Origin of the sequence: Limobrevibacterium gyesilva (assembly GCF_025989185.1) — a bacterium.
GTDB classification, from domain to species: Bacteria; Pseudomonadota; Alphaproteobacteria; order Acetobacterales; family Acetobacteraceae; genus Limobrevibacterium; species Limobrevibacterium gyesilva.
The window spans coordinates 36,427-61,568 of the sequence record NZ_JAPDNT010000002.1 but is presented as its reverse complement, the minus strand read 5'-3'; the positions used below and the strand labels follow the sequence as shown (position 1 = coordinate 61,568).

Genomic DNA, 25,142 nt, shown 5'->3' with positions numbered 1-25,142 from the left:
CCTGAAGGCCTAGATGGTCCGGAAAGTGGGTGGGCTGATTTCGTCGACGTGCCGGTGCGCCCAATCGAGATTGGGCACATTCGCCATGACGCGTTTCTGCGCCTCATGCAAGGCCGCGGCGGCCTGCTCGTAGTCGATCGTCAGCAGGCGGCCGGCATCGACCACCTTCTGCCCGTCCACGATGACCGTGTGCACGGCGCGGTCGCCGGCGGCATAGATCAGGCTGCGCAGCGGGTCGCGGGCCGGGCGCATGCGCGGATGGGTCACGTCCACCAGCACGATGTCGGCCCGGCAGCGCGGGGCGAGACGGCCGATATCCTCGCGGCCGAGCGCGCGGGCGCCGCCGATGGTCGCGGCCTCGAACAGGTCGGCGCTGCTCATGGTGCGCGGGTTGGTGGCCTGGGTGCGGGCGATATAGGCGACCAGCCGCAGCTCATCGAGCATGTTGTGCGGATAGGTGTCGGTGCCCACGCCCATGTTCACGCCAGCGCGGCGGTAGCGGCCGAAATCCTTCAGCGAGATGCCGCGGCGCGCGAACACGGTGGGGCAATGCGCCACCGTGGTGCCGGTCTCCGCCAGCCGCGCCATGTCGCGGTCGGTGTGCCAGCGGGTGGAGGGATGGTCGTCGAGGAAGATGCCGTGGCCGATGATGCTGCGCTCCGACAGCAGGCCTAGGTGGTCGAGCCAGCCGATCGGGGTGTGGCCGTGCCGGCGGGTGATCTCGTGGAACTCGGTGACCGACTGGGCCGCGTGGATCTGCCAGGACAGCCCCCTCGCCTTCGCCTCGGTGAAGCTGTCCTTCAACAGCGTCTCGCTGCAGGTGTCGATCTGCGCCGGCACCACCATGCCGAACAGCCGGCCGGACGGGTGTTGCTCGGCGCGCTCGATCAGCGTGAAGGCCTCGGCCATCTGCTTCTCGCCGGACGCCTCGTCCCAGGCGTATTCCACGAGATGGCCGTTCTTCGTGTACCAGCGCGCGGAGCGGAACATCGGCGCCACGCAGACACGCATGCCGCTCTCGGCCAGCAGGTCGAGCCAGCCGGGATGTGCCATGGACAGGTCGGCGACGGTGGTGACACCGGACAGCAGCAGCTCGCTGAGGGCGACGCGCACGCAGTTGGGCACCGCCTCGGCGTCGCCGCGGAAGATCGGCAGGTATTCGTAGAGCGACGAGTTGTAGAGACCGGGCGTTCCCACCTCGTCCGTGAGCCCCTTGTTCATGGGCTCGCTGGACGGGTGGGAATGGATGTTCACCAGGCCCGGCATGGCCATGAAGCCGCGCCCGTCGATCACCGTGTCGGCCGCGCCGTCGTAGCCACGGCCGACGAAGCGGATCACGCCGTCCTCGTAGGCCACGTCGGCATCGGGCATGTAGACGTGGCTTTGGCTGCCGGCGTCCCAGGCGATGACGAACTCGGCGTTGCGGATCAGCGTCGTGGCCATGCCCTACCCCATCTTCGCGAGAGAAATGCCGAGGCCCTTGCAGGTCCCGACACCATAGATGCCGTCCGCCCGCGCACAAGCGGGTTCCACAGCCTATCTGCGGCCAGGGGCCAGGTCGGCGCCGCGCCCATCGGTTTCCGCGCCGGGCCAGTGGTCCTGCCCACTGCCCGCGCCAGCGGAATGTTGGCGCCGATGGCCATGCCGCGGGCGTCTTTGGCCGGACGCAGCATGCCTTACGCGAGCACGCCGTGGCGGTCGAACACGGCGCGGCCGCCGCGCAGCACGAGGTCGGCCTCGGTGGTCAGGATGTCGGCCGGCTCGGCGGTGAAGATGTCCTTCGACAGCACGGTGATGTCGGCCAGCATGCCCGGCAGGATGCGGCCCTTCCGGTCCTCGGCGAACTGGGTGTAGGCGCCGCAATAGGTGTAGCAGTGCACGGCCTCTTGCACCGTCAGCACCTGGTCGGCCCCCAGCACGGTGCCGCGGTTGGTGCGGCGCGTGACCTGGGTGTAGATGTTGCGGAACGGATCGGTGCTGGAAACCGGCGCGTCGGAACTCGCCGCCGGGTGCTGGCCGGCATCGAGCCAGGTGCGCATGGGATAGGCGGATTCCGCGCGCGCCAGGCCGAGATTGCGCACATAGAGGTCGCCGAACTCGTACATGAAGATTGGCTGCGGCACCGGCTCGATCCCGCGCGCGGCCATGCGCGCGATCTGCGCGGGCGACAGGAAGCCGCAATGCTCGATGCGGTGGCGCCGCCCGGCGGCCGGAAGGTCCGCAGTGTCGGCCGCCTCCATGCCCGACAGCACCTGCTCGATGGCCGCGTCGCCGATGGCGTGGATGGCGAGCTGCCAGCCTTGCGCATGATATTTCGCGAGCAGGCCGTGCATCGCTGCGTCGGGGAAGCAGAACACGCCGGTGCCGCCTTGCACGTAGGGCTCGCTCATGGCGGCGGTCAGCCCTCCGGCGGACCCGTCGGCAAACACCTTCATGGCGCCGAAGCGCAGCATGTCGTCGCCCTGCATCGGGCGGATGCCCTGCTGCCACGCGGCATCGGCGATGCCTTCGGGGTTGCCGGCGAGGCAGATCCAGGTGCGCACCGGCAGCCGCCCGTCGGCGTGCGCCGCGCGATACGCGTCGACCTCGCGCAGGCCCGCGATCATGCCGACATTCGCGTCCATCACGCTGGTGAAGCCCTGCTCCACCATATGCGTGCCGGCGCGCTCGATGGCGTCGACGAGCTGCGCGTCGTCGGGCTCGGGGATGCGGCCGCGGATCAGGCCCATGGCGCGTTCCTGGAACAGCCCGGTCAGCGCGCCGGCGCGGCGTTCGATCACGCCGCCTTCGGGGTCGGGCGTGTTGTGGCCGACACCGGCAAGCTGCAGGGCGGCGGCATTGGCGACGCCCATATGGCCGCAGGTGCGCACGATGAACACCGGATTGTCCGGGGCCGCGGCGGTGAGTTCCGCTTCCGTCGGATGGCGGCCGACATCGAGCTCGCCGTGGTCGTAGCCGCGGCCCAGCACCCAGGCGCCCTTCGGGGCCTGGCGCGCGGCGTCGCGGATGCGGCGCAGCAATTCGTCGAGGCTGCAGACTTCCTCGGCGCGCAGGTTCACATGCGCCATGCTCACGCCCAGCGGCAGCAGATGCTGGTGGGCGTCGTTGAAGGCGGGAATGGCGACGCAGCCGCCGAGGTCGATGCGCCGCGTGCGCGGCCCGGCCAGCGCGGCCACCGCGTCGGATGCGCCGGCGGCGACGATGCGCCCGCCATGCACGGCGGCCGCCTCGGCAAAACCTTCGCGCAGGCCACGGAAGATACGCCCGCCATGAATCAGGATGTCAGCGTAGCTCACTGCGTCTGAAACCCCTGGAGCTGGGATGGCGGCGCGGTGGCGGTCATGGAGCGGGTTCCATTGTGACGGTCACATGAAAGTGTCCGTGGCGACGCGGCATGCGTCAACCCACCATGTGGCGGCTGGATCGGGATCGCCCCGGCCGAAGCGCCGTGCTGGAGCGTCGTGTCCGCTCCCGCGGGCGTCGTGGCCGCCCCTGGGGCAGCGGCCGTTGCGCAGCGCTGCTCATTGAAATATTACGTGACGAAACAGCGCGTTTGGGGATATCGCGGCATACCGGGCCACAGACTCGGCGACACGACTGAGGAGCAGCCCCGATGCGTAGGATTTTCGTGGCAGCGCTGGTGGCGCTGGCGGCCTCCAGTGGCGCAGCCGATGCCGCCTATCTGGCGACAACGCCCAGCGCTGCAACATCACCCGGCTCGGTTACGGTTCGCCTGAACGGCCTCTTCGTGTGGTATGCGGGCGTCGCTGGCACCTCGGTCGACAATGTCGCGGGTGGCAAGCTGGCGCCGCAGTCGTTCCAGGGCTTCATCCGCTTGTATCCCGGCTTCGATGGCGTGCTGCAGAACGGGTTGAAATACGGCGCATCGCTGGAGCTGCGGCAGAACTTCGCCTCCCCGACCAATGCCAGCGTCGGCAGCAACACCGCGGCCAACACGCTGTATGTGCGGCGCGCCTATGGCTATATCGGTTCCGACACCTGGGGCACCGTGCGGTTCGGCCAGGGCGACGGTGCGGCCGGCCTTTTCTTCACCGGCGGGATGGAGGGCTTCGACCGCGGCGGCGGCTGGAACGGCGACCTGCCGGGCTATTTCCCCAGCGCGGCCTCGGTTACGTATCCGTTCGCCGACCAGAGCGCATTGTATGGCGCGGACCGGATCACCTACCTGTCCCCGTCGTTCTACGGCTTCGATTTCGGCTTCAGCTACGCCCCGAACAACGGGGCCTTGCAGAACAACGGCGGCGGCTGCGCCACCGGCGCCGGCGGCTGCGACCGGCAGACCTCGTCGGCGCTCGCTTCCGACCTGTCGCGCCTGACCAACTATTTCGAGGCGGCGCTGCGGTACCGCGCCACCTTCTCCGGGGTCGGCGTCGCGATCGCCGGGACATACGTGACCAGCGGCGTCGTGCAGAACGGCGCAGGGCTCGCCAACCCGAAGATGGACGGGCTGAATGTCGGCGATATCGGCATGACCGTCACCTATGCCGGCCTGACCATTGGCGGCACCTACCAGACCGGTCGCTTCAACGGCGCTTACGCCGCGGTGCCCGCGGCCAAGAAGGACGGCAATGTCTGGCTGGCCGGCGTCACCTACCAGATCGGGCCCTACACCGTCGGCGCCAACTACTACAACTATATCAGCGCCGGCTCCGCGTCGGTGACCGACGGACGGGTGGAGAACGGCATCGCCGCCGGCGCGATTTACACGCTGGCCCCCGGCGTGAACCTGTACGCGTCGTATGTGTACGGCGACCGCCGGCAGAACAACTTCAACTTCGTCACCGGCGCGCCGGGTGCGGCCTTCAACCGCACCCACGGGCAGGCGTTCGCCCTCGGCACCGCCCTCAACTGGTAGAGGGGATCGGCCGGTCGGGCCGGAAGCGGCGGAAGACGGCTTGCCGCGTTGCGGCGGCGGGTGGATGCTGGCGGCGACGTCCGTCTCGCTTCATCCTTTGCCCCGGTGCGCCAGACATGGCTGATCCCTTCGCCGTCGATTTCCGCGCAGCACCGTACTGGTGGGACGCCGCCGAGCCGGAGCAGCGGGACACCGCCCTGCCCGGCCGCGCCCAGGTGGCGGTGGTCGGCGGCGGCTATGCCGGGCTGTCGGCGGCGCTGACGTTGCAGCGGCTGGGCCACCAGGCCGTGGTGATCGACGCCGAGCGCATCGGCTGGGGCGCCAGCTCGCGCAATGGCGGCATGGTGTCCGGCGGCCTGAAAGTGGCATCGGGCGCGCTGGAGAAGACGCACGGGCCGGCGCAGGCGCGCGCGATCGCCGGCGCGGCGGCCGCGTCGTTCCCGTTCATCGAGGAGCTGATCGCCCGCGAGGGCATCGCCTGCGACTTCGTGCGCTGCGGGCGGTTCGTGCCTGCCTGGACCCCAAGGCATTACCGGGCGCTGGCCGCACGCGCCGATTTCATCGCCGAGGTGACGGGGTTGCCGACCCGCATGGTGCCGCGCAGCGCCCAGCGGCAGGAGCTGGGATCGGACCACTACCACGGCGGCATGGTCGCCGAGGCGACGGGGTCGCTGCATCCCGGCAAATACGCCCGCGGACTTGCCCAGGCGGCCGGGCGAGCCGGCGCCACGCTGGTGGACGGCACACGGGTGCAGGGCATCGACCGCCTGGCGTCCGGCTGGCGCATCCGCACGGAGCGCGGCGAGATGCAGGCCGATGCGGTGCTGGTCGCCACCAACGGCTATTCGCGCGGGCCGGGCGGGACCAGCGCCATGCCGTGGCTGGCGCGCCGGATGGTGCCGGTGGCCAGCTACATCATCGCCACCGAGCCGCTGGGCAAGGAGCGCGTGCGGGCGCTGTTCCCGACCCTGCGCATGATGAGCGACACCAAGCGGGTGCTGAACTATTTCCGCCCCAGCCCCGACGGCGAACGCGTGCTGTGGGGTGGGCGCGCCAGCTTCAGCAAGGCCGGCGCGGAGGAAGCCGCGCCGGTGCTGTTCGCCGCCATGGTCGAGGTGTTCCCAGAGCTGCGCGACGTCCGCATCACCCATGCCTGGACCGGCAACGTCGCCTTCACCTTCGATTTCCTGCCGCATATCGGCGTGCAGGACGGCATGCACTACGCCGCGGGCTGCCAGGGCTCGGGGGTGGCGATGGCGAGCTGGCTCGGCCACAACGTGGCGCTGAAGATTGCCGGCGCCGCCAATGCGCCGTTCGCACTGGACGGCCTGCCCTTCCCCACCCTGCCCGGCTACAACGGCGACCCGTGGTTCCTGCCGATGGTCGGCGGCTATTACCGGCTGCGTGACCGCATCGACCGCATCGCGGCGTAGCCAGGGAACGCAGGCGGGCGCCGGCGCCGCGTCATGCCGGCCGGCGCGCGCTGGCGACAGCGGCGGCGCCGATCGGGGACGGCCCCCGCGAGAGCATGTGGAAGCGCGCGAGCAGCAGCCCCGCGGCGCAGGTCAAGCCGGCGATCAGGCCCACCCACATGCCCGGCGTGCGCCAGTCCTGGGCGAAGGCCAGGAACCACCCCGTCGGCATGCCCACCGCCCAATAGGAGAATATCGTGATCAGCATGGGCAGCCGCGCGTCCTTGAGCCCGCGCAGCGCGCCGGCGGAGGCCACCTGAATCCCGTCCGACAACTGGAACAGCGCCGCCAGGAACAGCAGCCCGGCCGCCGTCTGCAGCACCGCGGGGTCGCCCGTGTACAGCCCGGCGATGGTCAGCGGCAGCACCAGCATCACCAGTGCCGCGACCGCCTGGCAGGCCACGGCGAGGCCAATGCCGATGAATCCGGCGCGGCGCACCCCCGCACGATCGCCCCGTCCCGCCGCGTTGCCGACGCGCACCGTGGTGGCCAGCGCGATGCCCAGCGGCACCATGAACGTGACGGAGGCGACACTGAGCGCCACCTGGTGGCTCGCCACCGCCGTCTCGCCGAATCGGGCCACGAACAGCGCGGCGCCGCTGAACAGGCCGACTTCCATCAGCACGCTGACCGCCATCGGTCCGCCGAGGCGCAGTAGCCCGGCAATCGCCGCCGGGTCGGGACCGCGCCGCCCACGCTCCCAGCCCAGGCGGCGATAGCGTGGATGCCGCCGCACATAGGCGGCAAAGCCCAGCAACTGCAGCCAGCACACCACGGACATGGCGATGCCGCTGCCGAAGGCGCCCAATCCTACCTGGTACATCAGCACGTAGCCGATCGGCGCCAGCAGGATCAGCCCGAGCAGGCTGAACAGCATCGACGGCCGCGGCAGCGACAATCCCTCGGAGAGTCCGCGCAGAGCCATGTAGAGGCTCACTGCGGGTGCGGCGAAGCTCACGGCGTGCAGGAAGGCGGTGACGTCGGGGATCAGCGCCGGGGCGATGCCCATGGCGGCCACCAGCTTCGGGCCGGCGAGATAGACGGCGGCCATGAACAGCAGGCCGGCGCCGAGCGCCAGCCACAGCGCCTGGCGAAACAGCGGCCCGATCTCGTCGCGCCGCCGCGCGCCGTCGAGCTGGGCGACGCTGGGCGACAGCGCCATCATCATGCCCACCGTGGTCATCAGCGCCAGGCTCCAGACATTGGTGCCGACGGCGACGGCCCCCAGCACATGCGCGCCGAGATGCCCGGCCAGCATGATGTCGACCACGTTCTGGCCGACCGCTGCGAGCTGGCTCGCGATCAGCGGGGCGGCGAGACGCAGGGTTGCCCGGACCTCGGCGGCGACGCCATCGCGGGTCGGGTGGGGGAACAACATTGGAACAGTGCCTGAACAGGATACGGGCGCCCGCAGCGGGCGCAGCCACGCACAAAGCCACACGCCGCCGGCCCGGGCAATGCCCGGCCGCGCGGCGGTGACATGTTCAGGACAGCTGGGGTGGGTTCAGTGGATCTCGCCGGACTTCTTCAAGGCCTCGCGCATCTTCGCGCTGGTGAAGCCCCCGGCCTTGGCCATGTCGAGAATCACCTTCTCGCGCCGGCTGACCAGGTCGATCGCCGCCGGCAGCTTCTTCACGCAATCGGCGGGGATGATGACGGCGCCGTGGAAATCGGCATGCACCACGTCATCATGGCCGCACAGCATGCCGAGGATGTTCACCTGGCACTTCATGTCGACCATGTGGACATGCGCGTGGCTGGGGCCGATGCAGCCGCCGATGATCTGGAAGCCCGGCGCGAGCATGTCGAGGTCGCGGAACGACCCGTTGGTGACGCAGCCGATGGCGCCCAGCGCCTTGTGCACGGTAGTCTGCACCTCGCCCCAGAACGCGCCGTAGCCGGGCCGGTCGTCGATGTCCTGGATCACCGCGATGGTCGGCAGGTCGTCGGCGGCGACGTAGTCGTACCAGTCCTCGCGCGGCGGGATCGGGCCGCGCGGCGGCTCCTTGGCGCGGATCAGGCCGGTGCGGGCGACGCCCACGATCGGCGGAAACTTGCGGTCGACGGCGAACATCTGCTGCACGGTGAAGCCGATCGCCCGGCGCTCGGGGACGACGACCTCCAGGCCGTTGCAGATCGTGGGCGTGTCCCACTGCTCGAGAACCTTGAGGTCGGCTTTGGTGAAGGGCCGCTTGGCCATGATGGTTTCCCCCGGAAATTCGCTGTGCCAGCATCGCCCGGCCGAGCGGTTTCGGCAATCGCATCACGACGAGGAAACTGCCATGCGCCAGCACATCGCCCGCCCGACCGTCAGTCCTCCGGCAATCGCGCGCGGCGGCAAGGCGTTATACGGCGCGCCGCTTGGCATCCTGATGCTGGACGCGACGTTCCCGCGCATTCCCGGCGACATGGGCAACGCGCTCACCTGGCCGTTCCCGGTGCTGTATCGCGTGGTGAAGGGGGCGAGCCCGGAGCGCGTGGTGCTGCAAGGTGCGGCCGGCCTGCTCGACGCCTTCCTGGAAGCGGCCGCCGAGCTGGTGGCGCAAGGGGCCGAGGCGATCACGACGAATTGCGGCTTCCTGTCCATCTTCCAGCGCGAGATCGCGGCGCATGTCGGCGTGCCCGTGGCCACCAGCGCGCTGCTGCAGTTCCCCTGGGTGCAGGCGACCCTGCCGCCGGGCAAGCGGGTCGGCATCGTCACCGTCAGCAAGTCCACGCTCACGCCCCGCCATCTGGAAGCGGCCGGCGTGCCGCTGGACACGCCGGTCGTCGGCACCGAAGGCGGGCGCGAATTCTTCCGCGTGCTGATCAAGGCCGAGAAGCAGGACATGGACGTGGGCCTGGCCGCACGGGACATCCTGGATGCCGGGCGCGAGCTGGTGGCGACGCACCCCGATATCGGCGCGATCCTGTTGGAGTGCACGAACATGCCGCCCTACGCGCATGCGCTGCGCGAGGTGCTGGGCCTGCCGGTCTACGACATCTACGCGCTGGTCACCTGGCTGCACGCCGGGTTGCGGCCGCGGGATTTCGGCCCGCCGGCCGACCGCACAACCTGCCTTGGCGCCGCCGGGTAAGGCGCCTTGCCTACTGCAGCAGGTTGGTCATCGGCGCCGCGTCGCGGTCCGGCGGCGCTACCGGCTCGGCGCCGAAGCGCAGGGTGATCGTCTTCAGGATCGAGCCGAAATCATAGCTGGTGTGGTCGATGAAGCCGCGCTTCACCGTGGGCCCGACGGCGATCAGCGGGACGCGCGTGCCCGGTCCCCATTTGTCGCGCCGCGGCGGCGCCACATGGTCCCACTGGCCGCCGTTCTCGTCATAGGTGACGATGATCAGCATGTCCTGGTACTGCGGACTTTTCTGCAGCCGCGCCACGATGTCGGCGAGATGGTTGTCGCCGTCGGTGATGTTGGCGTAGCCGGGGTGCAGGTTCAGCTCGCCGATCGGCTTGTAGAACACCACTTGCGGCAGCCTGCCGGCCTCGATATCCGCGAGCAGGTCGGCGCCGTCCTTCAGATGCACCTTCTGCGCCTCCGTACCCGGCGCGAGATTCTGGAAATACGCCAAAGGCTGATGGTGGAACTGGAACAGCTTCGACGGCTTGCCGGCGGCGGCATCGGCATAGCCCCCGGAATACCAGGCCCAGCTCACGCCTTTCGCGTCCAGCCGGTCGCCGATATGCGGCATGGTCTGCGGCGGCACCAGCAGCGCTGGATCGGTGTCGGACGGCGCATGCAGATAGACCGAGCGCGACGTGTTCACAGCGTAGCCGTCAGGCGTCACCTGCCCGTCTTTCAGGATGTTCCCCCAGGCATCCTCCTTCGCCACGATCTTCTCCGGCGCGTTGGGCCAGCGGTAGGCACAGCTGCACACGAGGAAAGTGTGGTTCAGGAACGAGCCGCCGAACGCGGAATGGAACATCGCGTCGCCGAGCGCGTATTCGCCAGCGAGTTTCCAATGCGCCGTGCGTGACGCGTCGAAATACCCCATCGTCAGGCCGCCGGCATCGGAGATCGCGGCGAAGCGGTCCATGCGCCCGCCATTGATCTGCATCTGTTCCTGGTACCAGCGATGCACGAGGTCGCCGGTGGCCATGTTCTCGGGCACGTAGGGCGAGATCAGGAACGGGCCGTTGGCGATGCGCTCGGGGAAGCGCGTGTCCACGCCCACCGGGCGCAGGTTCGTGTTCCTGACCGGCGGCAGGGCATCATACGGCTTGCCGGTCCTGTCGGTCTGCCGCGCCGCCGCGCCGGCGTTGAGCAGGCCGTTGGCGCCGGGGAACAATCCGAACAGGTTGTCGAAGCTGCGGTTCTCTTCGAAGATCACCACGATATGGCCGATCTTCGCCAGCGGCTCCGGCACCTGCGCCCGGGCCCGGCCCGCCAGCGCCAGGGCGCCGGCCAGCATGATTGCCGTGAATAGCCGCATGGGTGCCCCCTGTGTTCTGTGCGCGGACGTTGCGCAGAGCGGTACGACGCGGTCAATTCGCGACCTGGGACGAATCAGTGAAAGTCGCTGGCCGCTCGTTCTAGTTGAAGCGCGCGGGGTTGTACGGCGCAGGGTCGATCACCGGCGTCCTGCAGCCCACCAGGTCGGCCGCGAGCCGCCCGGACAACGCGCCCGCGGCAAGCCCGATATGGCCGTGCCCATAGCAATGCACCACGTCTGCGCAGCCGGACGCGGCGCCGATGCAGGGCAGGCTGTCGGGCGTGGACGGCCGGTGGCCCATCCATACCTTGACCCGCTCCGGCGGCAGGTTGCGCGGCAGGCCGGGATAGGTGCGCAGGGCGTAGTCGCGCAGGATCTCCGCCCGCTTCCAGTTCGGCACTGCGTCCAGTCCGGCGATCTCCACCTGTCCGGCCACGCGCAGGCCATGCACCGTCATGGTGTTGGCCATCATCCCGTCGCTGGGCATGATCGGGTAGCGCGGAAAGCTCTCGGGATTGGTGATCATCGCGTGGTAGCCGCGCTCGGTTTCCAGTTGCACGCGATCGCCGACCTGCCGCGCCAGGTCCCGCGACCAGGCACCGGCCGCGATCACCGCCTTGTCGCAGGCGATGGCGCCGGCGCTGCTGCGCACCGCGCGCAGACGGCCGCCGGCGATGTCGAAGCCCAGCGCCTTCGCCCGGATCAGATCGGCCCCCTGCGCCTGGGCGTGCCGGACCAGGGCGGCAACGTAGCCGCCGGGATCGGTGCAGTGGCCGCCTTCCTCGATGAACAGGCCGAAGGTGTAGCGCCGGTCCAGCGACGGCTCGCGCTGGCGCAGTTCGTCCTGGTTCAGCTCGATCCAGCGTATGCCGTTGTCGCGGCGTACCTGCCAGGACTCGGCCTGGGCCTCATAGTCGGCGCGCGTGGGGAAGATGTAGAGCAGGCCGGTCTTGTGGATCAGCTCGCCCACCCCGGCTTCCTCGGCGAGCTGCTTGTGCAGGTCCGGCGCGCGATGCACCAGCGGCTGCAGGGCCGTCGCCAGCTTGCGCACCTTCGCCATGCTGGAGCCGGCGCCCAGGAAGCGCAGCAGCCAGGGTGCCGCCTTCGGCAGGTACGACCAGCGCACCGCGAGCGGCCCCAGTGGGTCGGCCAGCCAGCGCGGCAGCTTCTTCCATAGCCCGGGTGCCGACACTGGCAACACCGAACTCGGGCTCAGCCAGCAGCCGTTGCCGTAGCTCGCCGCCTGCTCGCCGCCGGGATCGCCGGGCTCGACGATGGTGACGCGATGGCCGTCGCGCAGCAGCTCCACGGCGGTGGCGGCGCCGACGATCCCGGCCCCGATGACGACGACATGCATGCGTCCGTTCTTTCCTTGAAGCGGGGCTTCTCGCCGGCGCGGTCTCAGCGCACGATAGGCAATTCACGGGCGCGACACAGCCCGCTTTTCGGGGGGACCGCAATGATCTACGAGCTGCGCATCTATCGCACCAATCCCGGCAAGATGCCGGCGCTGCTGGCGCGCTTCCAGAACCACACGCTGAAGATCTGGGAGCGCCTGGGCATCCGCCAGGCCGGCTTCTGGACGACCGTCGTGGGCGAATCCTCCTCCGACCTCACCTACATGATCGCCTGGCAGTCGATGGCCGAGCGCGAGCAGAAATGGGGCGCGTTCATGACCGACCCGGAATGGCAGAAGGTGCGCGCGGAGAGCGAGAAGGACGGCGCGATCAACGCCAATGTGAGCAACCAGTTCCTGCTGCCCACTTCATTCTCCTCCGTCCAATAGAAACGGCCTGCCGCCGCACGGGGGAGCGCCATGAAGGTCTATCGCCTGCCGCAAGCCGCCGGCATCGACTCGCTCACCCTGTGCGAGGAGCCGACGCCCACGCCCGGGCCGTATCAGGTGCTGGTGCGGGTGCGCGCCACCAGCCTGAATTTTCGCGACCTGATGGTGGTGCGGGGCGCGTATGGCCGCGGTGGGCTGCGGACGAATCTGGTGCCGCTATCCGACGGCGCGGGCGAGGTGGAAGCCGTGGGCGACGGGGTCACGCGCGTGCAGCCCGGCGACCGCGTGGCCGGCATCTTCATGCAGCGCTGGATCGGCGGCGCCATCACACCGGAAGCTTCCGCCTCGGCCCTGGGCGGCGCCATCGACGGCATGATGGCGGACCATGTCGTGCTGAATCAGGACGGGCTGGTGCGCATCCCCGCCCATCTGAGCTTCGAGGAAGCGGCCACCCTGCCCTGCGCCGCCGTGACGGCCTGGCACGCCCTGGTGGAGCACGCCCGCATCACCGCCGGCGACACCGTGCTCATCCAGGGCACCGGCGGCGTATCGATCTTCGCGTTGCAGTTCGCGCTCGCCATGGGCGCCCGCGTCATCGCCACGTCGTCATCGGACGAGAAGCTCGCCCGTGCCCGCGCCATGGGCGCCAGCGAGGGCATCAACTACCGCGCCGTGCCGGAGTGGCAGGAAGCCGTGCTTGCCGCCACCGAAGGGCGCGGCGCAGACCATGTGGTGGAAGTCGGCGGCGCCGGCACCTTCGCGCGCTCGCTGCAGGCGGTGCGCCTCGGCGGCAAGGTCAGCCTCATCGGCGTGCTCACCGGGCAGGCGGAGATGAATCCCACGCCGATCATGCGCCGCTTGATCAACGTGCAGGGAATCTATGTGGGGTCACGCGAGATGTTCGAGGCGATGAACCGCGCCATCGCCCTGCACATGCTGCGTCCCGTCATCGACCGGGTGTTCGCTTTCGACGACGCGAAGGCCGCGTTCCGGCTGATGGAGTCAGCCGCGCATTTCGGGAAGATCGTCATCCGCCACGGCTGACACGCAAGCCGCGACCGCCTTCCCCGGCCGGATCAGCATCTTCCGACGATATCGATCGAAAGCCGCCGATCCAGCCGGGAAGCAAACTCAGCCGGCCGCTGCGGTCGCCCGCTTCGCCATCACGCCGATCAGATGTGCCCGATATTCGGCGCTGGCGTGGATGTCGCTGTTCAACCCGTCCGTCGGGGTGGTGATGCCGTTCAGCGCGTCGGCCGACCAGTTGGCCGCAAGTGCTGCTTCGTACGCCGCGTGGCGGAACACGCCGCCCTGCCCGGCGCCGGTGATCGCCACCCGCACGCCCTGCGGCCCCTTGGCCACGAACACGCCGACCATCGCGTAGCGTGACGCCGGGTTGTTGAACTTCATGTAGGCCGCCTTCGCGGGGATCGGGAAGGTCACGGACGTGATGACCTCGTTCGGCTCCAGGGCCGTGGCGAACATGCCCTGGAAGTAGTCGTCGGCAGCGATGGTGCGGCGATCGGTCTTAATGGTCGCACCCAGCGCCAGCACCGCCGCCGGATAGTCGGCCGACGGATCGTTGTTGGCCAGGCTACCGCCGATGGTGCCGCGATGGCGCACCTGCTCGTCGCCGATCAACGAGGCGAGATGGGCAAGCGCGGGAATGGCGCGCTTCACGTCGGCCGAGTTGGCCACCGTCGCATGCGTGGTCATGGCGCCAATGGTCACGGTCTCGCCCGTCAGGCTGATGCCGGACAGGCCGAGCCTGGACAGGTCCACCACCACCGACGGCTTGTTGAGCCGCTGCTTCAGCACGGGGATGAGGGTCTGGCCACCGGCCAGCGCCTTGGCATCCTCGGCGCCCAGGGCCTTCACCGCGTCCGCGAGGCTGGCGGGTTTCTGATAGGCGAAATCGTACATCTTGAGGTCCTCTCTGCCAGCTTTGGCTTACTCGGCCGCCATGCGCGGGCGGTTGGAATGGATGATCGCCCAGATCTTCTGCGGGCTGGCGGGCATGTCCACGTGGCGCACGCCGAGATCCTTCAGCGCATCCACCACCGCGTTCATCACCGCGGGCGGCGAGCCGATGGCGCCCACCTCGCCGCATCCCTTGGCGCCGAGCGGATTGTGCGTGCACAGCGTGCTCTCGGTGCCGACGGTGATGTTGGGAAGGTCGTCGGCGCGCGGCATGGTGTAGTCCATGAACGACCCGGACAGAAGCTGCCCGGCCTCGTCATAGACGGCACTCTCCAGCAGCGCCTGGCCGATGCCCTGGGCGACGCCGCCCTGCACCTGGCCCTCGACGATCATCGGGTTGATCACCCGGCCCACATCGTCCACCGCCACGAAGTTCACGACGCTGGTCACACCGGTGTCCTGGTCGATCTCGACCTCGCAGACATGGCAGCCGCCGGGGAAGGTGAAGTTCATGGGATCGTAGAACGCGGTTTCGTCCAGCCCCGGCTCCAGCGTCTCGATCGGATAGTTGTGCGGCACATAGGCGGTCAGCGCGATCTCGCCCAGCGTCTTCACCTTGTCCGTGCCGGCGACGCTGAACTTGCCGTCCTTGAACTCGATGTCGTCGGCCGAGGCTTCCATCAGATGGGCCGCGATCTTCTTGCCCTTGGCGATGATCTTGTCCATCGCCTTCACCATGGCGCTGCCGCCGACGGCGAGGCTGCGGCTGCCATAGGTGCCCATGCCGAAGGGGATCTTCGCGGTGTCGCCATGCACGACATCCACCTGGCTCAGCGGCACGCCGAGCTGGTCGCTGACAAGCTGCGCAAACGTCGTCTCGTGGCCCTGGCCGTGGCTGTGCGTGCCGGTGAACACCGAGACGCTGCCGGTGGGATGCACGCGGACATTCGCGACTTCGTAAAGGCCGGCGCGGGCGCCCAGCGACCCCACCACCTTGGACGGCGCGATGCCGCAGGCTTCCAAATAGGTGGAGATGCCGATGCCGCGCAGCTTGCCGTTCGCCTTGGCCGCTGCCCGGCGCGCCGGGAAGCCGGCCCAGTCGGCGGCCTTCAGCGCCGCGTCCAGCGTGGTGAAGTAGTCGCCGCTGTCATACTGCAGCGCCACCGGCGTCTGGTACGGGAAGGCGTCCACCGGGATGAAGTTCTTGCGGCGGATGTCGACACGGTCATGCCCGGTGTCGTGGCAGATCGTGTCCACCAGGCGCTCGATCAGGAAGGCCGCTTCCGGCCGGCCGGCGCCGCGATACGCGTCCACCGGCACGGTGTTGGTGAACATCGCCTTCACCTCGGCGTAGATCGCCGGCGTCTTGTACACGCCCGCCAGCAGCGTGGCGTACAGATAGGTCGGCACCGCCGGCGCGAATGTGGAGAGGTAGCCGCCCATGTTGCACAGCGTCTTCACCCGCAGCGCCAGGAAGTGGCCCTCGGCGTCCAGCGCCATCTCGGCGGTGGAGACATGGTCGCGGCCATGCGCGTCCGACATGAAGCTTTCGGTGCGCTCGGCGGTCCACTTCACCGGGCGCTTCAGCCGGCCGGCCGCCCAGGTGACGATCGCCTCCTCCGCATAGTGGTAGATCTTGCTGCCGAAGCCGCCGCCCACATCCGGCGCCACCACCCGCAGCTTGTGCTCTGGCAGGCCGAGCACGAAGGCGCCCATCAGCAGGCGGATCACGTGCGGGTTCTGGCTGGTCGTGTACAACGTGTAGTCATCGGTGGTCGGGTCGAAGTCGCCCACCGCCGCGCGCGGCTCCATCGCGTTGGGGATCAGGCGGTTGTTGGTGAGGTCGAGCGAAACCACCTTGGCCGCGCGCGCGAACGCCGCATCGACCGCAGCCTTGTCGCCGATATGCCAGTCGTAGCAGACATTGCCGGCGACATCGTCATGCACGCGCGGGGCGCCCGGCGCCGCCGCAGCAGTGACCGACGCGATCGAGGGCAGGTCCTCCAGCACGATGTCCAGCAGCTCGGCCGCGTCCTTGGCCTGTTGCTTCGTCTCGGCGATCACCACAGCAATCGGGTCGCCGACATGCCGCACCTTGCCCTCGGCGAGCACCGGGTGCTTCGGCTCGGCCATCGGGCTGCCGTCCTTGTTGTGGATCTGCCAGCCGCAAGGCAGCCCGCCGATGCCCGCGAGGTCCGCCCCGGTGAACACCGCCGCCACGCCCGGCGCTGCGGCCGCAGCCGTGGTGTCGATCGAAACGATCTTCGCATGCGGCCGGTCGCTGCGCCTGATATAGGCGTGCAGCTGGCCGGGCCGGTTGATGTCGTCGGTGTAGTGGCCGCGGCCGCTGATGAACCGAAGATCCTCCTTGCGGCGGACCGAAGCGCCGATGCCCTCGAAAGCTGCGGTCATATTGCCCCCCTATGTCGTTCGCGCTTCTGCCGGAAATCCGGTGGCGCGCCCTGGACGTTTCTTGCGCCGCCTACTCCGCGGCCGCCGGCACCTTGCCATGCATGATCGGCCATGCCGCAGCGATGGCCTTTACGATGTTGTGATAGCCGGTGCAGCGGCACAGATTGCCCTCCAGGCCGTGCCGGATCTGCGCTTCCGTCAGCCCCTCCGGATGGCTCTGCACCAGGTCGATCGCGCTCATCACCATGCCCGGCGTGCAGAAGCCGCACTGCAGCGCATGATGCTCGCGGAACATCTCCTGCATCGGGTGCAGCGTGCCGTCGGCCTTGGCCAGCCCCTCGATGGTGGTGACGCTGGCGCCATCGGCCTGCACCGCCAGCATCGTGCACGCCTTCACCGACGTGCCGTCCACGTGCACCACGCAGGCGCCGCACTGGCTGGTGTCGCAACCGACATGGGTGCCGGTCAGGCCGAGCTTCTCACGCAGCAGTTCGACCAGAAGCGTGCGTGCCTCAACCTCGACCGATGCACTCTTGCCGTTCACCGTCAGGGTCACTTGCGGCATCGTTTACTCCCCTCTGATCCTGTTCACACTTCGCAGTCCGTGAGGCCGTCCGCCGGGCCATCCAGTGGGTCGGAAACCGTCCGCACGCGCGCTGACGGAGTGTTGTCATCCACACCGGGTATGGTCAAGCGGAACGGCTTGACAATTATCGACTCGCTATGCGGCTTTGGGAATAACGGCGACATCGGGCACCTCGTCCAGATGGCACGCCGACATCTGTCCGCCGGCGACGCGCCGCAATTGCGGCTCCTCGCTGCGGCAGCGGTCGAACACGAACGGGCAGCGCGTGTGGAACCGGCAGCCCGAAGGCGGATTGATCGGGCTGGGCACGTCGCCGTGCAGGATGATGCGCTGGCGCTTGGCCGTGGGGTCCGGCACCGGCACCGCGGACAGCAGCGCCTTGGTGTAGGGATGGTGCGGCGTGGCAAACAGCGTGCGCCGGTCGGCCAGCTCCACGATCTTGCCCAGGTACATCACCGCCACCCGGTGCGTCAGGTGCTCGACGATGGCGAGGTCGTGGCTGATGAACAGCAGCGACAACCCCAGCTCGTCCTGCAGGTCGGACAGCAGGTTGACGATCTGCGCCTTCACCGACACGTCCAGCGCCGACACGGCCTCGTCGCAGATGATGATGTCCGACCCGGGCGCCAACGCACGGGCGATGCCGACACGCTGGCGCTGGCCGCCGGAGAATTCGTGCGGGAAGCGCTTCATGGCGTCGCGCGGCAGCTGCACCTTGTCCATCAGCTCCGCGACCCGGTCGTCGAGTTCCGAGCCATTGGCGGCCAGGCCGAAATTCACGATCGGCTCGGCGATGATGTCGCGCACCCGCTGGCGCGGGTTGAGGCTGCTGAACGGGTCCTGGAACACCACCTGGATACGCCGGCGCATCGGCCGCAACTGGCTTATGGGGATGTTGTCGATGCGTTCCCCGGCCAGGAACACTTCGCCGGCGGTCGGTTCGATCAGGCGCAGGATGGCCTTGCCGACAGTGGACTTGCCGCAGCCGCTTTCGCCCACCAGCGACAGGGTCTCGCCCTTGTCGATCGCGAACGTCACGCCGTCCACGGCATAGACATAGCCTTTCTTGCCGCCGAACAGGCCGGACTTCAGCGGGAAATGCTTCTTGAGCCCGTTCACTTCCAGCAGCGGGCGGGACGCGTTCATGGGGGCCTTCGGGTTCATGCCGCCACCGCGCGTTCGGCGTAGTGGCAGGCGACGTAATGGCCCGGTGTCTTGGCCTCCACGGCCGGCGCCACCTGGCGGCAAACGTCGGTGACAATCGGGCAGCGGCTGGCGAAGGCGCAGCCGACGATCCGCTGGCGCAGGCTGGGCACCTGCCCCTGGATCTCGGTCAGCTTGGTGCGCCCATGCCCCTGCAGCGACGAGCCGAGCTTCGGCACCGCGCCCAGCAGGCCGCGCGTATACGGGTGCTGCGGATTACCGAAGATCTGGACGGCGGTCGCTTCCTCGACCTTGCGGCCGGCGTACATCACCACCACCCGCTCGGCCATTTCCGCGACCACGCCGAGGTCGTGCGTGATCAGCATGATCGCCGCCCCCACGCGTGTCTTGAGGTCGCGCATGAGGTCGAGGATCTGCGCCTGGATGGTCACGTCCAGCGCCGTCGTCGGCTCGTCGGCGATCAGCAGCTTCGGGTTGCAGGCCAGCGCCATGGCGATCATCACGCGCTGGCGCATGCCGCCGGAGAGCTGGTGCGGATATTCCTTCACCCGCCGCTCGGGCGCGGGGATGCCCACCAGCCCCAGCATCTCGATGCCGCGCTTCTCCGCCTCCTGCGCCGTCAGGCCCTCATGCAGGCGCACGGTCTCGCCGATCTGCCGCCCCACGGTCAGCACCGGGTTCAGGCTGGTCATCGGTTCCTGGAAGATCATGCTGATGTCCTTGCCGCGGATCTTGCGCATCTCCACGTCCGGCAGGTCCAGCAGGTTGCGGCCGCGGAAATTGATCTTCCCGGCGATCTTGCCCGGCGGCTCCTGGATCAGCCGCAGGATCGACATCGAGGTGACGGACTTGCCGCAGCCGCTCTCGCCCACGATGGCGACGGTCTCGCCGGCATCGATCTTGAAGGACAGTCCCTCCACCGCCCGCACCACGCCGTCGAGCGTGGCGAAATGCGTCTGCAGGTTCTCGACTTCTAGCAGCGCCATCCCGGTCAGATCCTCTTGGCCAGACGCGGGTCAAGCGCGTCACGCAGGCCGTCGCCCAGCAGGTTCACGGCAAGCACGGTGATGGACAGGAAAATCGCAGGGAAGAACACGATATACGGCTTCACCTGCCACAAGGCGCGGCCCTCGGCCATGATGTTTCCCCAGCTCGGGATGATCGGCGGCGTTCCGGCACCAATGAAGGACAGTGTCGCCTCCGTAATCATCGCCGACGCGCAGATGAAGGTCGCCTGCACCGTGACGGGTGCCAGCGTGTTCGGCAGGATGTGCTTCAGAATGATGATCGGCGTGCGCGTGCCGGCGGCGACCGCCGCCTCGACATAGGGCTGCTCGCGCAACGACAGCACCACGCTGCGCACCAGGCGAGAGACAGGCGGCACCTGGGTGACCGCAATGGCGACGATCACGTTCTCGACGCTCGCGCGCGTGAGTGCCATCAGCGCGATGGCGAGCAGGATGCCGGGAATGGACTGCAGCCCGTCCATCACCCGCATGACGACGGTGTCGAGGATGCGGATGAAGCCTGCCAGCAGCCCGATCGTCAGCCCGACGACCGACGCCAGCAATGCGACCGAGAATCCCACGATCAACGATATGCGCGAGCCGTACAACACCCGCGAATACACGTCGCGCCCGAGCATGTCGGTGCCGAACCAGTATTGCGCCGATGGCGCGCGGGTGCGGCGTGCCGGCGCCAGCGCAGTGGGGTCGGTCGTGAACAGCAGCGGCGCCAGCAGCGCGATCGCGACGATGAGCGCCACCAGCAGCCCGCCCACGAAGATCGTGGGGTGCCGGTACATGAACATGCCGATGCGGCTGCGCTGCTTGCGCGGCGCCAGCACATCGGGCAGCGCCGGTGCCGCCGCGACGTCGCCGACGGACAGCCCCGAAGCCATGAGGGTGGAGGAGGTCAATAGCGGATCCTCGGGTCAAACAGGGTGTAGAGAAGGTCGACAGCCAGGTTCACCAGCACGTAGACGAAGCTGAACATCAGCACGACGCCCTGGATCACCGGATAGTCGCGGCGCAGGATCGCGTCGACGACGAGGCGCCCGACGCCGGGGATGGCGAACACGCTCTCGGTGACGACGGCGCCGCCGATCAGCCCGGCGAAGCCGATGCCGATGATCGTGACGATGGGCACGGCGGCGTTCTTCAGGGCATGCACGAACAGGATGGCGCGCTGGTCCACGCCCTTGGCCTTGGCGGTGCGCACATAGTCCTGGCTCAACACCTCCAGCATGGTCGCGCGGGTGATGCGCGCCAGCAGCGCGATGAAGGCGAGGCCGAGCGCCAGCGACGGGAGCGCGAGGTTCTGGAACCAGGGAAGGATGCCCACGCTGATCGGCGTGTAGCCCTGCACCGGGAACCAGTCGAGCTGCAGCGCGAAGGCGTAGGCGAGAATGTAGCCGACCACGAACACGGGCACGGAAAAGCCGAGCACCGCGACCACCATGACCACCCGGTCGATCCAGGCGCCCTGCTTCCACGCGGCAAGCACGCCCATCGGAATGGCGAAGCTGATCGAGAAGATCAGGGTCAGCGACATCAGCGACAGCGTCGGCTCGATGCGCTGGGAGATCATGTGGGTGACCGGCAGGTTGGTGAAGATCGACACACCGAGGTCGCCGTTCAGCACCTGCCACGCCCATTCGCCGAAGCGAATCAGGAACGGCCGGTCAAGGCCCAGCGAGATGCGGATGCGGTCCACGTCCGCCGGTGTCGCCTGGTCGCCGGCGATGATGGCCGCCGGGTCGCCTGGGGCAAGGTACAGCAGGCTGAACACGAACAATGCCACGATCGCCATGACAGGGATCGTGGCCAGGATGCGCCGGATGGCGTAGGCGAACATGCGCCAGGGTATTCCTTCTTCTCGCTCCGCCCGGCGGCCTTCCTGGGGCCGCCGGAGCGGAAAGTCTCAACAACAATAGAACCGGCTCAGGTTTTCTGCACGCCCCAGAACACCGGGAACGGCGCTTTCACCACGCCGGAAACGTTGGTCCGCCACGCCTGGTACATCAGGAAGAAGCCGGTCGGCCCGTAGGTGACATTGTCGAAGCTCGCCTTGTTGATCGCCGCCATCGCCTTCTTCTCCGCCGCGGCGTCGGGCGCGTCGTACCACGCGGCGATGCCGGCCTGAACTTCGTCCGATTTCGGCCAGCCGAACCAGGCCTTGTCGCCGCCGGCATCCAGCGCCGTGTAGGGCGCCGGATTGATGCAGTCCGCACCGGCGTGCCAGGTGTGGAAGATGTTCCACCCGCCCTGGCTCGGTGGGTCCTTCTTGGTGCGGCGGGCGCCCACCGTGCCCCAGTCGGTCGCGACGAAATCCACGTCGAAGCCGAGCTTCTTCAGCAGGTCGCCGGTGACTTCGCCCTCGGCCTTGGTGATGGCCACGTCCATGGCGACCACCAGCGTGACCTTCGCGCCCAGCAGCCCCGCCTCGCCGAGCAGCTTCTTCGCGGCTTCGACATCGCGCGGCCCCTTCAGGATGTCGCCGCCCTCCTCCGTATAGAACGCCGTGCCCGGCGTAAAGAAGCTCGGCAGCGGCTTCCACAAATCGGAATTGTCGCCCACCACGGCCTGCATGTAGTCCTGCTGGCTCAGCGCCATCATCACCGCGCGCCGTGCCCTTACATCATTGAATGGCGGCTGCAAATGGTTGAAGCGCAGCGAGCCGATATTGCCGAGCGGATCGGCGATGTCGACGGCCAGGTTGCGGTTGCGCTTCAGCAGCGGCACCAGGTCGGGCAGCGGCGTCTCCACCCAGTCGACCTCGCCGTTCTGCAGCGCCGCGGCGGCGGTGGCGGCATCGGACGGGATCTGCCATTCGATCCGGTCGAACAGCATCCGCTTGCCGCCGGACAGCCAGTCGCCGGCTTCGGGACGGACGGGATAATCGGCGAACTTCTCGAACACCGCCTTCGAGCCCGGCACCCATTCCGCCGTGTTGAACCGCATGGGGCCGGAGCCGGTATATTCCGTGATGAGCTTGAACGGATCGGTCCTGGCAATCCGTTCCGGCATGATCAGCGCCACCGGCGCGTTGCTCTTGCCAAGCGCGAACAGCATCTTCGGGAACGGCTTGTTCAGGCGGAAGCGGAATGTGCGGTCGTCCAGCGCCTCAAGCGCGTCCAGGCGCCCCTTGATCGCCTGGCCCATGGTGTCGCGCACCATCCAGCGCTGCAGGCTGGCGACCACGTCCCGGGTGGTGACGGTCTCGCCGTCATGGAACTTCAACCCGGGGCGCAGCTTGAACGTCCAGGTCCTGAAATCCTCCGACGCCTCGTGGCCTTCGCACATCTGCGGCTTGGGATCGAGCCGGGAATCGACGCCGTACAGCGTTTCCCACACCAGCATCGCCGCGTTGCGCACGACGTATTGCGTGCCGGCGACCGCATCCATGCTCGACAGATTGGCCTGCGGCACGAACCGCAGCGTGCGCATGCCTTGCGCCGCCGCAATCCGCGGTGCCGCCAGGCTGCCCGCCGCCACCACTCCGGTCGCGGCCGTCTTCAGAAGTTCCCGACGCTTCATTGGCGTGCGCATCCCCCATTGTTGTCCGGCCCGCCGGGCCCGGTTCATGGAACCGCACCCGTCTACCCTGGCCCAACCATGCGACACTGGCGATCGCCAACGCCGCCCGGCCGGGCCCGTCCCGTAGGGTCAGGCACGCACTGACCGGCCGCCGGCGCAAAGCGGCCCGCCGGTTCCCGATGCCCCCTGCGCGATCCCCGCCCGATCCGGACACGGGACCAGCCTCCCCCTGGCGCCGGCTGTTGCCGCCCCGGAGTTGGCGCCATAGGCCCCGGAGCTGTATCACGCTTATGTCACTTCTCGGCGGAACATCGCAACCCGCCTGTCGCGGCCGCCGGCGGTCACGTCCGGCGGAGGTTCCAGAACGTCGCGAAGCCGTTCAGCACGCCGTTGAGATCGGCGCGGTACGCGGTCGGCTGGATATACTGGCCCAGCGGCATGTAGGGCACGTCGATCATCGCCTGGCGCTGCATCTCCTGGCAGACCTTCTGCTGGGCGGCCAGGTCGGGCGCCGCGAACCAGGCATTGCGCAACGCCTCCAGCTTCGGGCTGACGCACCAGCCCGGCCAGGCGGACGGGGCATCGCCGTTGCCGCGCAGCGCGATATGCCCGGACGGGTTGAGGTGGTCCGTGCCGGCCCAGCCGGTGACGAAGGCGCTCCAGCCGCCCTGCTCCACCGGGTCCTTCTTGTTGCGGCGTTGCAACATGGAACCCCAGTCGGTGACGACGTAATCGACGTTCATGCCGACCCGCCGCATGGTGTCGGCCGCCACGTCGCCCAGCGCCTTCAGTGTCGGGTAGTCGCTGGGCACCATCAGCACGACCTTCTCGCCGGCATACCCGGCTTCCTTGAGCATCTGCCTGACCTTGGCATAGTCGCGCTTGCCCTGCATTGGCTCCAGCCCGACATCGCTGGCCATCGGCGTGTGCGGCGTGAAGCTGCCGAGCGGCGTGTAGTACATCTCCGGATCGTCGCCGACGATCGCCTGCATGAACTCCGCCTGGTCGAACGCCCACAGCAGCGCGCGGCGGATCGCCGGGTTGTTGAACGGCGGCTGCAGACAGTTGGTGCGCATCATCTCCACGCCGCCGGTGGGATCCTGAACGCCCACCTTGATCTTCGGGTTCTTGCGCATCAGCGGCATCAGGTCGTGCGTGAGGTATTCCCACCAGTCCTGCTCGCCGTTCTGCAGCGCCGCCGCAGCGGTCGCGGCATCGGGAATGGTGGTCCATTCCACCCGGTCGAAATGCACGATCTTCGGCCCGGCGGTCCAGTCCGGCGTGCCGCCTTCGCGCGGCTTGTACTTGTCGAACCGCTCATAGACGTTGCGCGAGCCCTGCACGCGCTCGGACATCACGTAGCGGAACGGGCCGCTGCCGACGATCTCGGTAATCTGCTTGAACGGATCGGTATTGGCCAGCCGCTCCGGCATCATCGCGCACATCGGGCTCGGCGACTTGCCCAGCGCCATCGGCAGCAGCGGGAACGGCTGCTTCAGGCGGAACTGGATGGTCTTGTCGTCGGGTGCCGACAGTTCATCGGTGGTCGCCATCAGCGTGTCGCCGAATGCGTCGCGCCTCGCCCAGCGCTTGATGCTGGCGACGCAATCGCGCGCCAGCACCCGCTCGCCGTCATGCCACAGCAACCCGTCGCGCAGCTTCAGCTTCCACAGCTTGCCGTCGTCCTCGACGGCATGGCCCTCGACCATCTGCGGCGACACCTTGAAGCTGCCGTCCTGGCCATACAGCGTGTCGAACACCAGGTAGCCGTGGTTGCGGGTCACATAGGCGGTGGTCCAGTGCGGATCGAGGAATGAGAGATCGATCTGGGGGATGAATTTCAGCGTGCTCTGCTTCTGCGCACGCACGACCGACGGCAGGGCCAGCGCCGCTGCCGATGTGGCAATGAAGGCACGGCGTTTCATCGGTCGTCTCCCTTATGCGTTCCGTACGTTTCCGA

20 protein-coding genes are annotated in these 25,142 nt (G+C 68.4%); 5 read left to right on the top strand and 15 right to left on the bottom strand.

The annotated features are described in order from the left end of the window. Positions 1-9: 9 nt before the first annotated feature. Both OL599_RS04275 and OL599_RS04270 read right to left on the bottom strand, forming a co-directional pair. Positions 10-1,443, bottom strand: a complete 1,434-nt coding sequence (locus OL599_RS04275; protein ID WP_264712402.1) for an amidohydrolase family protein — start codon at positions 1,441-1,443, stop codon at positions 10-12. Positions 1,444-1,676: 233 nt separating this feature from the next. Next, entirely contained in the window at positions 1,677-3,296 is a 1,620-nt protein-coding gene (locus tag OL599_RS04270) for an amidohydrolase (RefSeq protein WP_264712401.1), read from the bottom strand. A 317-nt stretch (positions 3,297-3,613) separates the two neighbouring features. Between OL599_RS04270 and OL599_RS04265 the strand changes: the two genes are divergently transcribed. Together OL599_RS04265 and OL599_RS04260 are read left to right on the top strand one after the other, a co-directional pair. Next, on the top strand, positions 3,614-4,876 hold the full coding sequence (locus OL599_RS04265) for a porin (RefSeq protein ID WP_264712400.1): 1,263 nt from the start codon (positions 3,614-3,616) through the stop codon (positions 4,874-4,876). A 116-nt stretch (positions 4,877-4,992) separates the two neighbouring features. Further along, complete coding sequence (locus OL599_RS04260; RefSeq protein ID WP_264712399.1) at positions 4,993-6,309, top strand: NAD(P)/FAD-dependent oxidoreductase; 1,317 nt, start codon at positions 4,993-4,995, stop codon at positions 6,307-6,309. 31 nt (positions 6,310-6,340) lie between these two features. Here OL599_RS04260 and OL599_RS04255 read toward each other — a convergent pair whose 3' ends face one another. Next, positions 6,341-7,726, bottom strand: coding sequence for an MATE family efflux transporter (locus OL599_RS04255; protein ID WP_264712398.1), 1,386 nt, complete (start codon positions 7,724-7,726; stop codon positions 6,341-6,343). Between the two features lie 126 nt (positions 7,727-7,852). Next, a complete protein-coding gene (locus OL599_RS04250; protein WP_264712397.1) occupies positions 7,853-8,548 on the bottom strand; it encodes an RraA family protein in 696 nt (231 codons plus the stop codon). Positions 8,549-8,630: 82 nt separating this feature from the next. On the opposite strand from OL599_RS04250, the gene OL599_RS04245 reads away from it, so the two are divergent. After that, on the top strand, positions 8,631-9,425 hold the full coding sequence (locus tag OL599_RS04245) for an aspartate/glutamate racemase family protein (protein WP_264712396.1): 795 nt from the start codon (positions 8,631-8,633) through the stop codon (positions 9,423-9,425). 10 nt (positions 9,426-9,435) lie between these two features. Here OL599_RS04245 and OL599_RS04240 read toward each other — a convergent pair whose 3' ends face one another. After that, positions 9,436-10,776: an alkaline phosphatase family protein gene (locus tag OL599_RS04240; protein ID WP_264712395.1), complete on the bottom strand. Its 1,341-nt coding sequence runs from the start codon at positions 10,774-10,776 to the stop codon at positions 9,436-9,438. A 100-nt stretch (positions 10,777-10,876) separates the two neighbouring features. After that, positions 10,877-12,133 (bottom strand): NAD(P)/FAD-dependent oxidoreductase, encoded by a 1,257-nt coding sequence (locus tag OL599_RS04235; RefSeq protein ID WP_264712394.1) that lies wholly within the window; start codon positions 12,131-12,133, stop codon positions 10,877-10,879. A 102-nt stretch (positions 12,134-12,235) separates the two neighbouring features. On the opposite strand from OL599_RS04235, the gene OL599_RS04230 reads away from it, so the two are divergent. Together OL599_RS04230 and OL599_RS04225 are read left to right on the top strand one after the other, a co-directional pair. Continuing rightward, a complete protein-coding gene (locus OL599_RS04230; RefSeq protein ID WP_264712393.1) occupies positions 12,236-12,562 on the top strand; it encodes an NIPSNAP family protein in 327 nt (108 codons plus the stop codon). Positions 12,563-12,592: 30 nt separating this feature from the next. Then, on the top strand, positions 12,593-13,606 hold the full coding sequence (locus OL599_RS04225) for a zinc-dependent alcohol dehydrogenase family protein (protein WP_264712392.1): 1,014 nt from the start codon (positions 12,593-12,595) through the stop codon (positions 13,604-13,606). Between the two features lie 87 nt (positions 13,607-13,693). On the opposite strand, the gene OL599_RS04220 is transcribed toward OL599_RS04225, so the two are convergent. The 9 genes from OL599_RS04220 to OL599_RS04180 form a co-directional block, all read right to left on the bottom strand. After that, positions 13,694-14,485 carry an FAD binding domain-containing protein gene (locus OL599_RS04220; RefSeq protein ID WP_264712391.1) on the bottom strand — a complete coding sequence of 264 codons (792 nt, stop codon included), beginning with the start codon at positions 14,483-14,485 and terminating at the stop codon, positions 13,694-13,696. A 27-nt stretch (positions 14,486-14,512) separates the two neighbouring features. After that, positions 14,513-16,894 (bottom strand): xanthine dehydrogenase family protein molybdopterin-binding subunit, encoded by a 2,382-nt coding sequence (locus tag OL599_RS04215; RefSeq protein WP_264712390.1) that lies wholly within the window; start codon positions 16,892-16,894, stop codon positions 14,513-14,515. A gap of 70 nt (positions 16,895-16,964) precedes the next feature. Next, positions 16,965-17,459 carry a (2Fe-2S)-binding protein gene (locus tag OL599_RS04210; protein WP_264712389.1) on the bottom strand — a complete coding sequence of 165 codons (495 nt, stop codon included), beginning with the start codon at positions 17,457-17,459 and terminating at the stop codon, positions 16,965-16,967. A 156-nt stretch (positions 17,460-17,615) separates the two neighbouring features. After that, positions 17,616-18,626, bottom strand: a complete 1,011-nt coding sequence (locus tag OL599_RS04205) for an ABC transporter ATP-binding protein (protein ID WP_264712387.1) — start codon at positions 18,624-18,626, stop codon at positions 17,616-17,618. 14 nt (positions 18,627-18,640) lie between these two features. Further along, a complete protein-coding gene (locus OL599_RS04200; RefSeq protein ID WP_264712386.1) occupies positions 18,641-19,630 on the bottom strand; it encodes an ABC transporter ATP-binding protein in 990 nt (329 codons plus the stop codon). Positions 19,631-19,635: 5 nt separating this feature from the next. After that, on the bottom strand, positions 19,636-20,544 hold the full coding sequence (locus OL599_RS04195) for an ABC transporter permease (protein ID WP_264712385.1): 909 nt from the start codon (positions 20,542-20,544) through the stop codon (positions 19,636-19,638). A gap of 14 nt (positions 20,545-20,558) precedes the next feature. After that, a complete protein-coding gene (locus tag OL599_RS04190) occupies positions 20,559-21,500 on the bottom strand; it encodes an ABC transporter permease (RefSeq protein ID WP_264712384.1) in 942 nt (313 codons plus the stop codon). A gap of 86 nt (positions 21,501-21,586) precedes the next feature. Then, a complete protein-coding gene (locus OL599_RS04185) occupies positions 21,587-23,182 on the bottom strand; it encodes an ABC transporter substrate-binding protein (RefSeq protein ID WP_264712383.1) in 1,596 nt (531 codons plus the stop codon). A gap of 341 nt (positions 23,183-23,523) precedes the next feature. Further along, on the bottom strand, positions 23,524-25,107 hold the full coding sequence (locus tag OL599_RS04180; protein ID WP_264712382.1) for an ABC transporter substrate-binding protein: 1,584 nt from the start codon (positions 25,105-25,107) through the stop codon (positions 23,524-23,526). Positions 25,108-25,142: the final 35 nt, after the last annotated feature.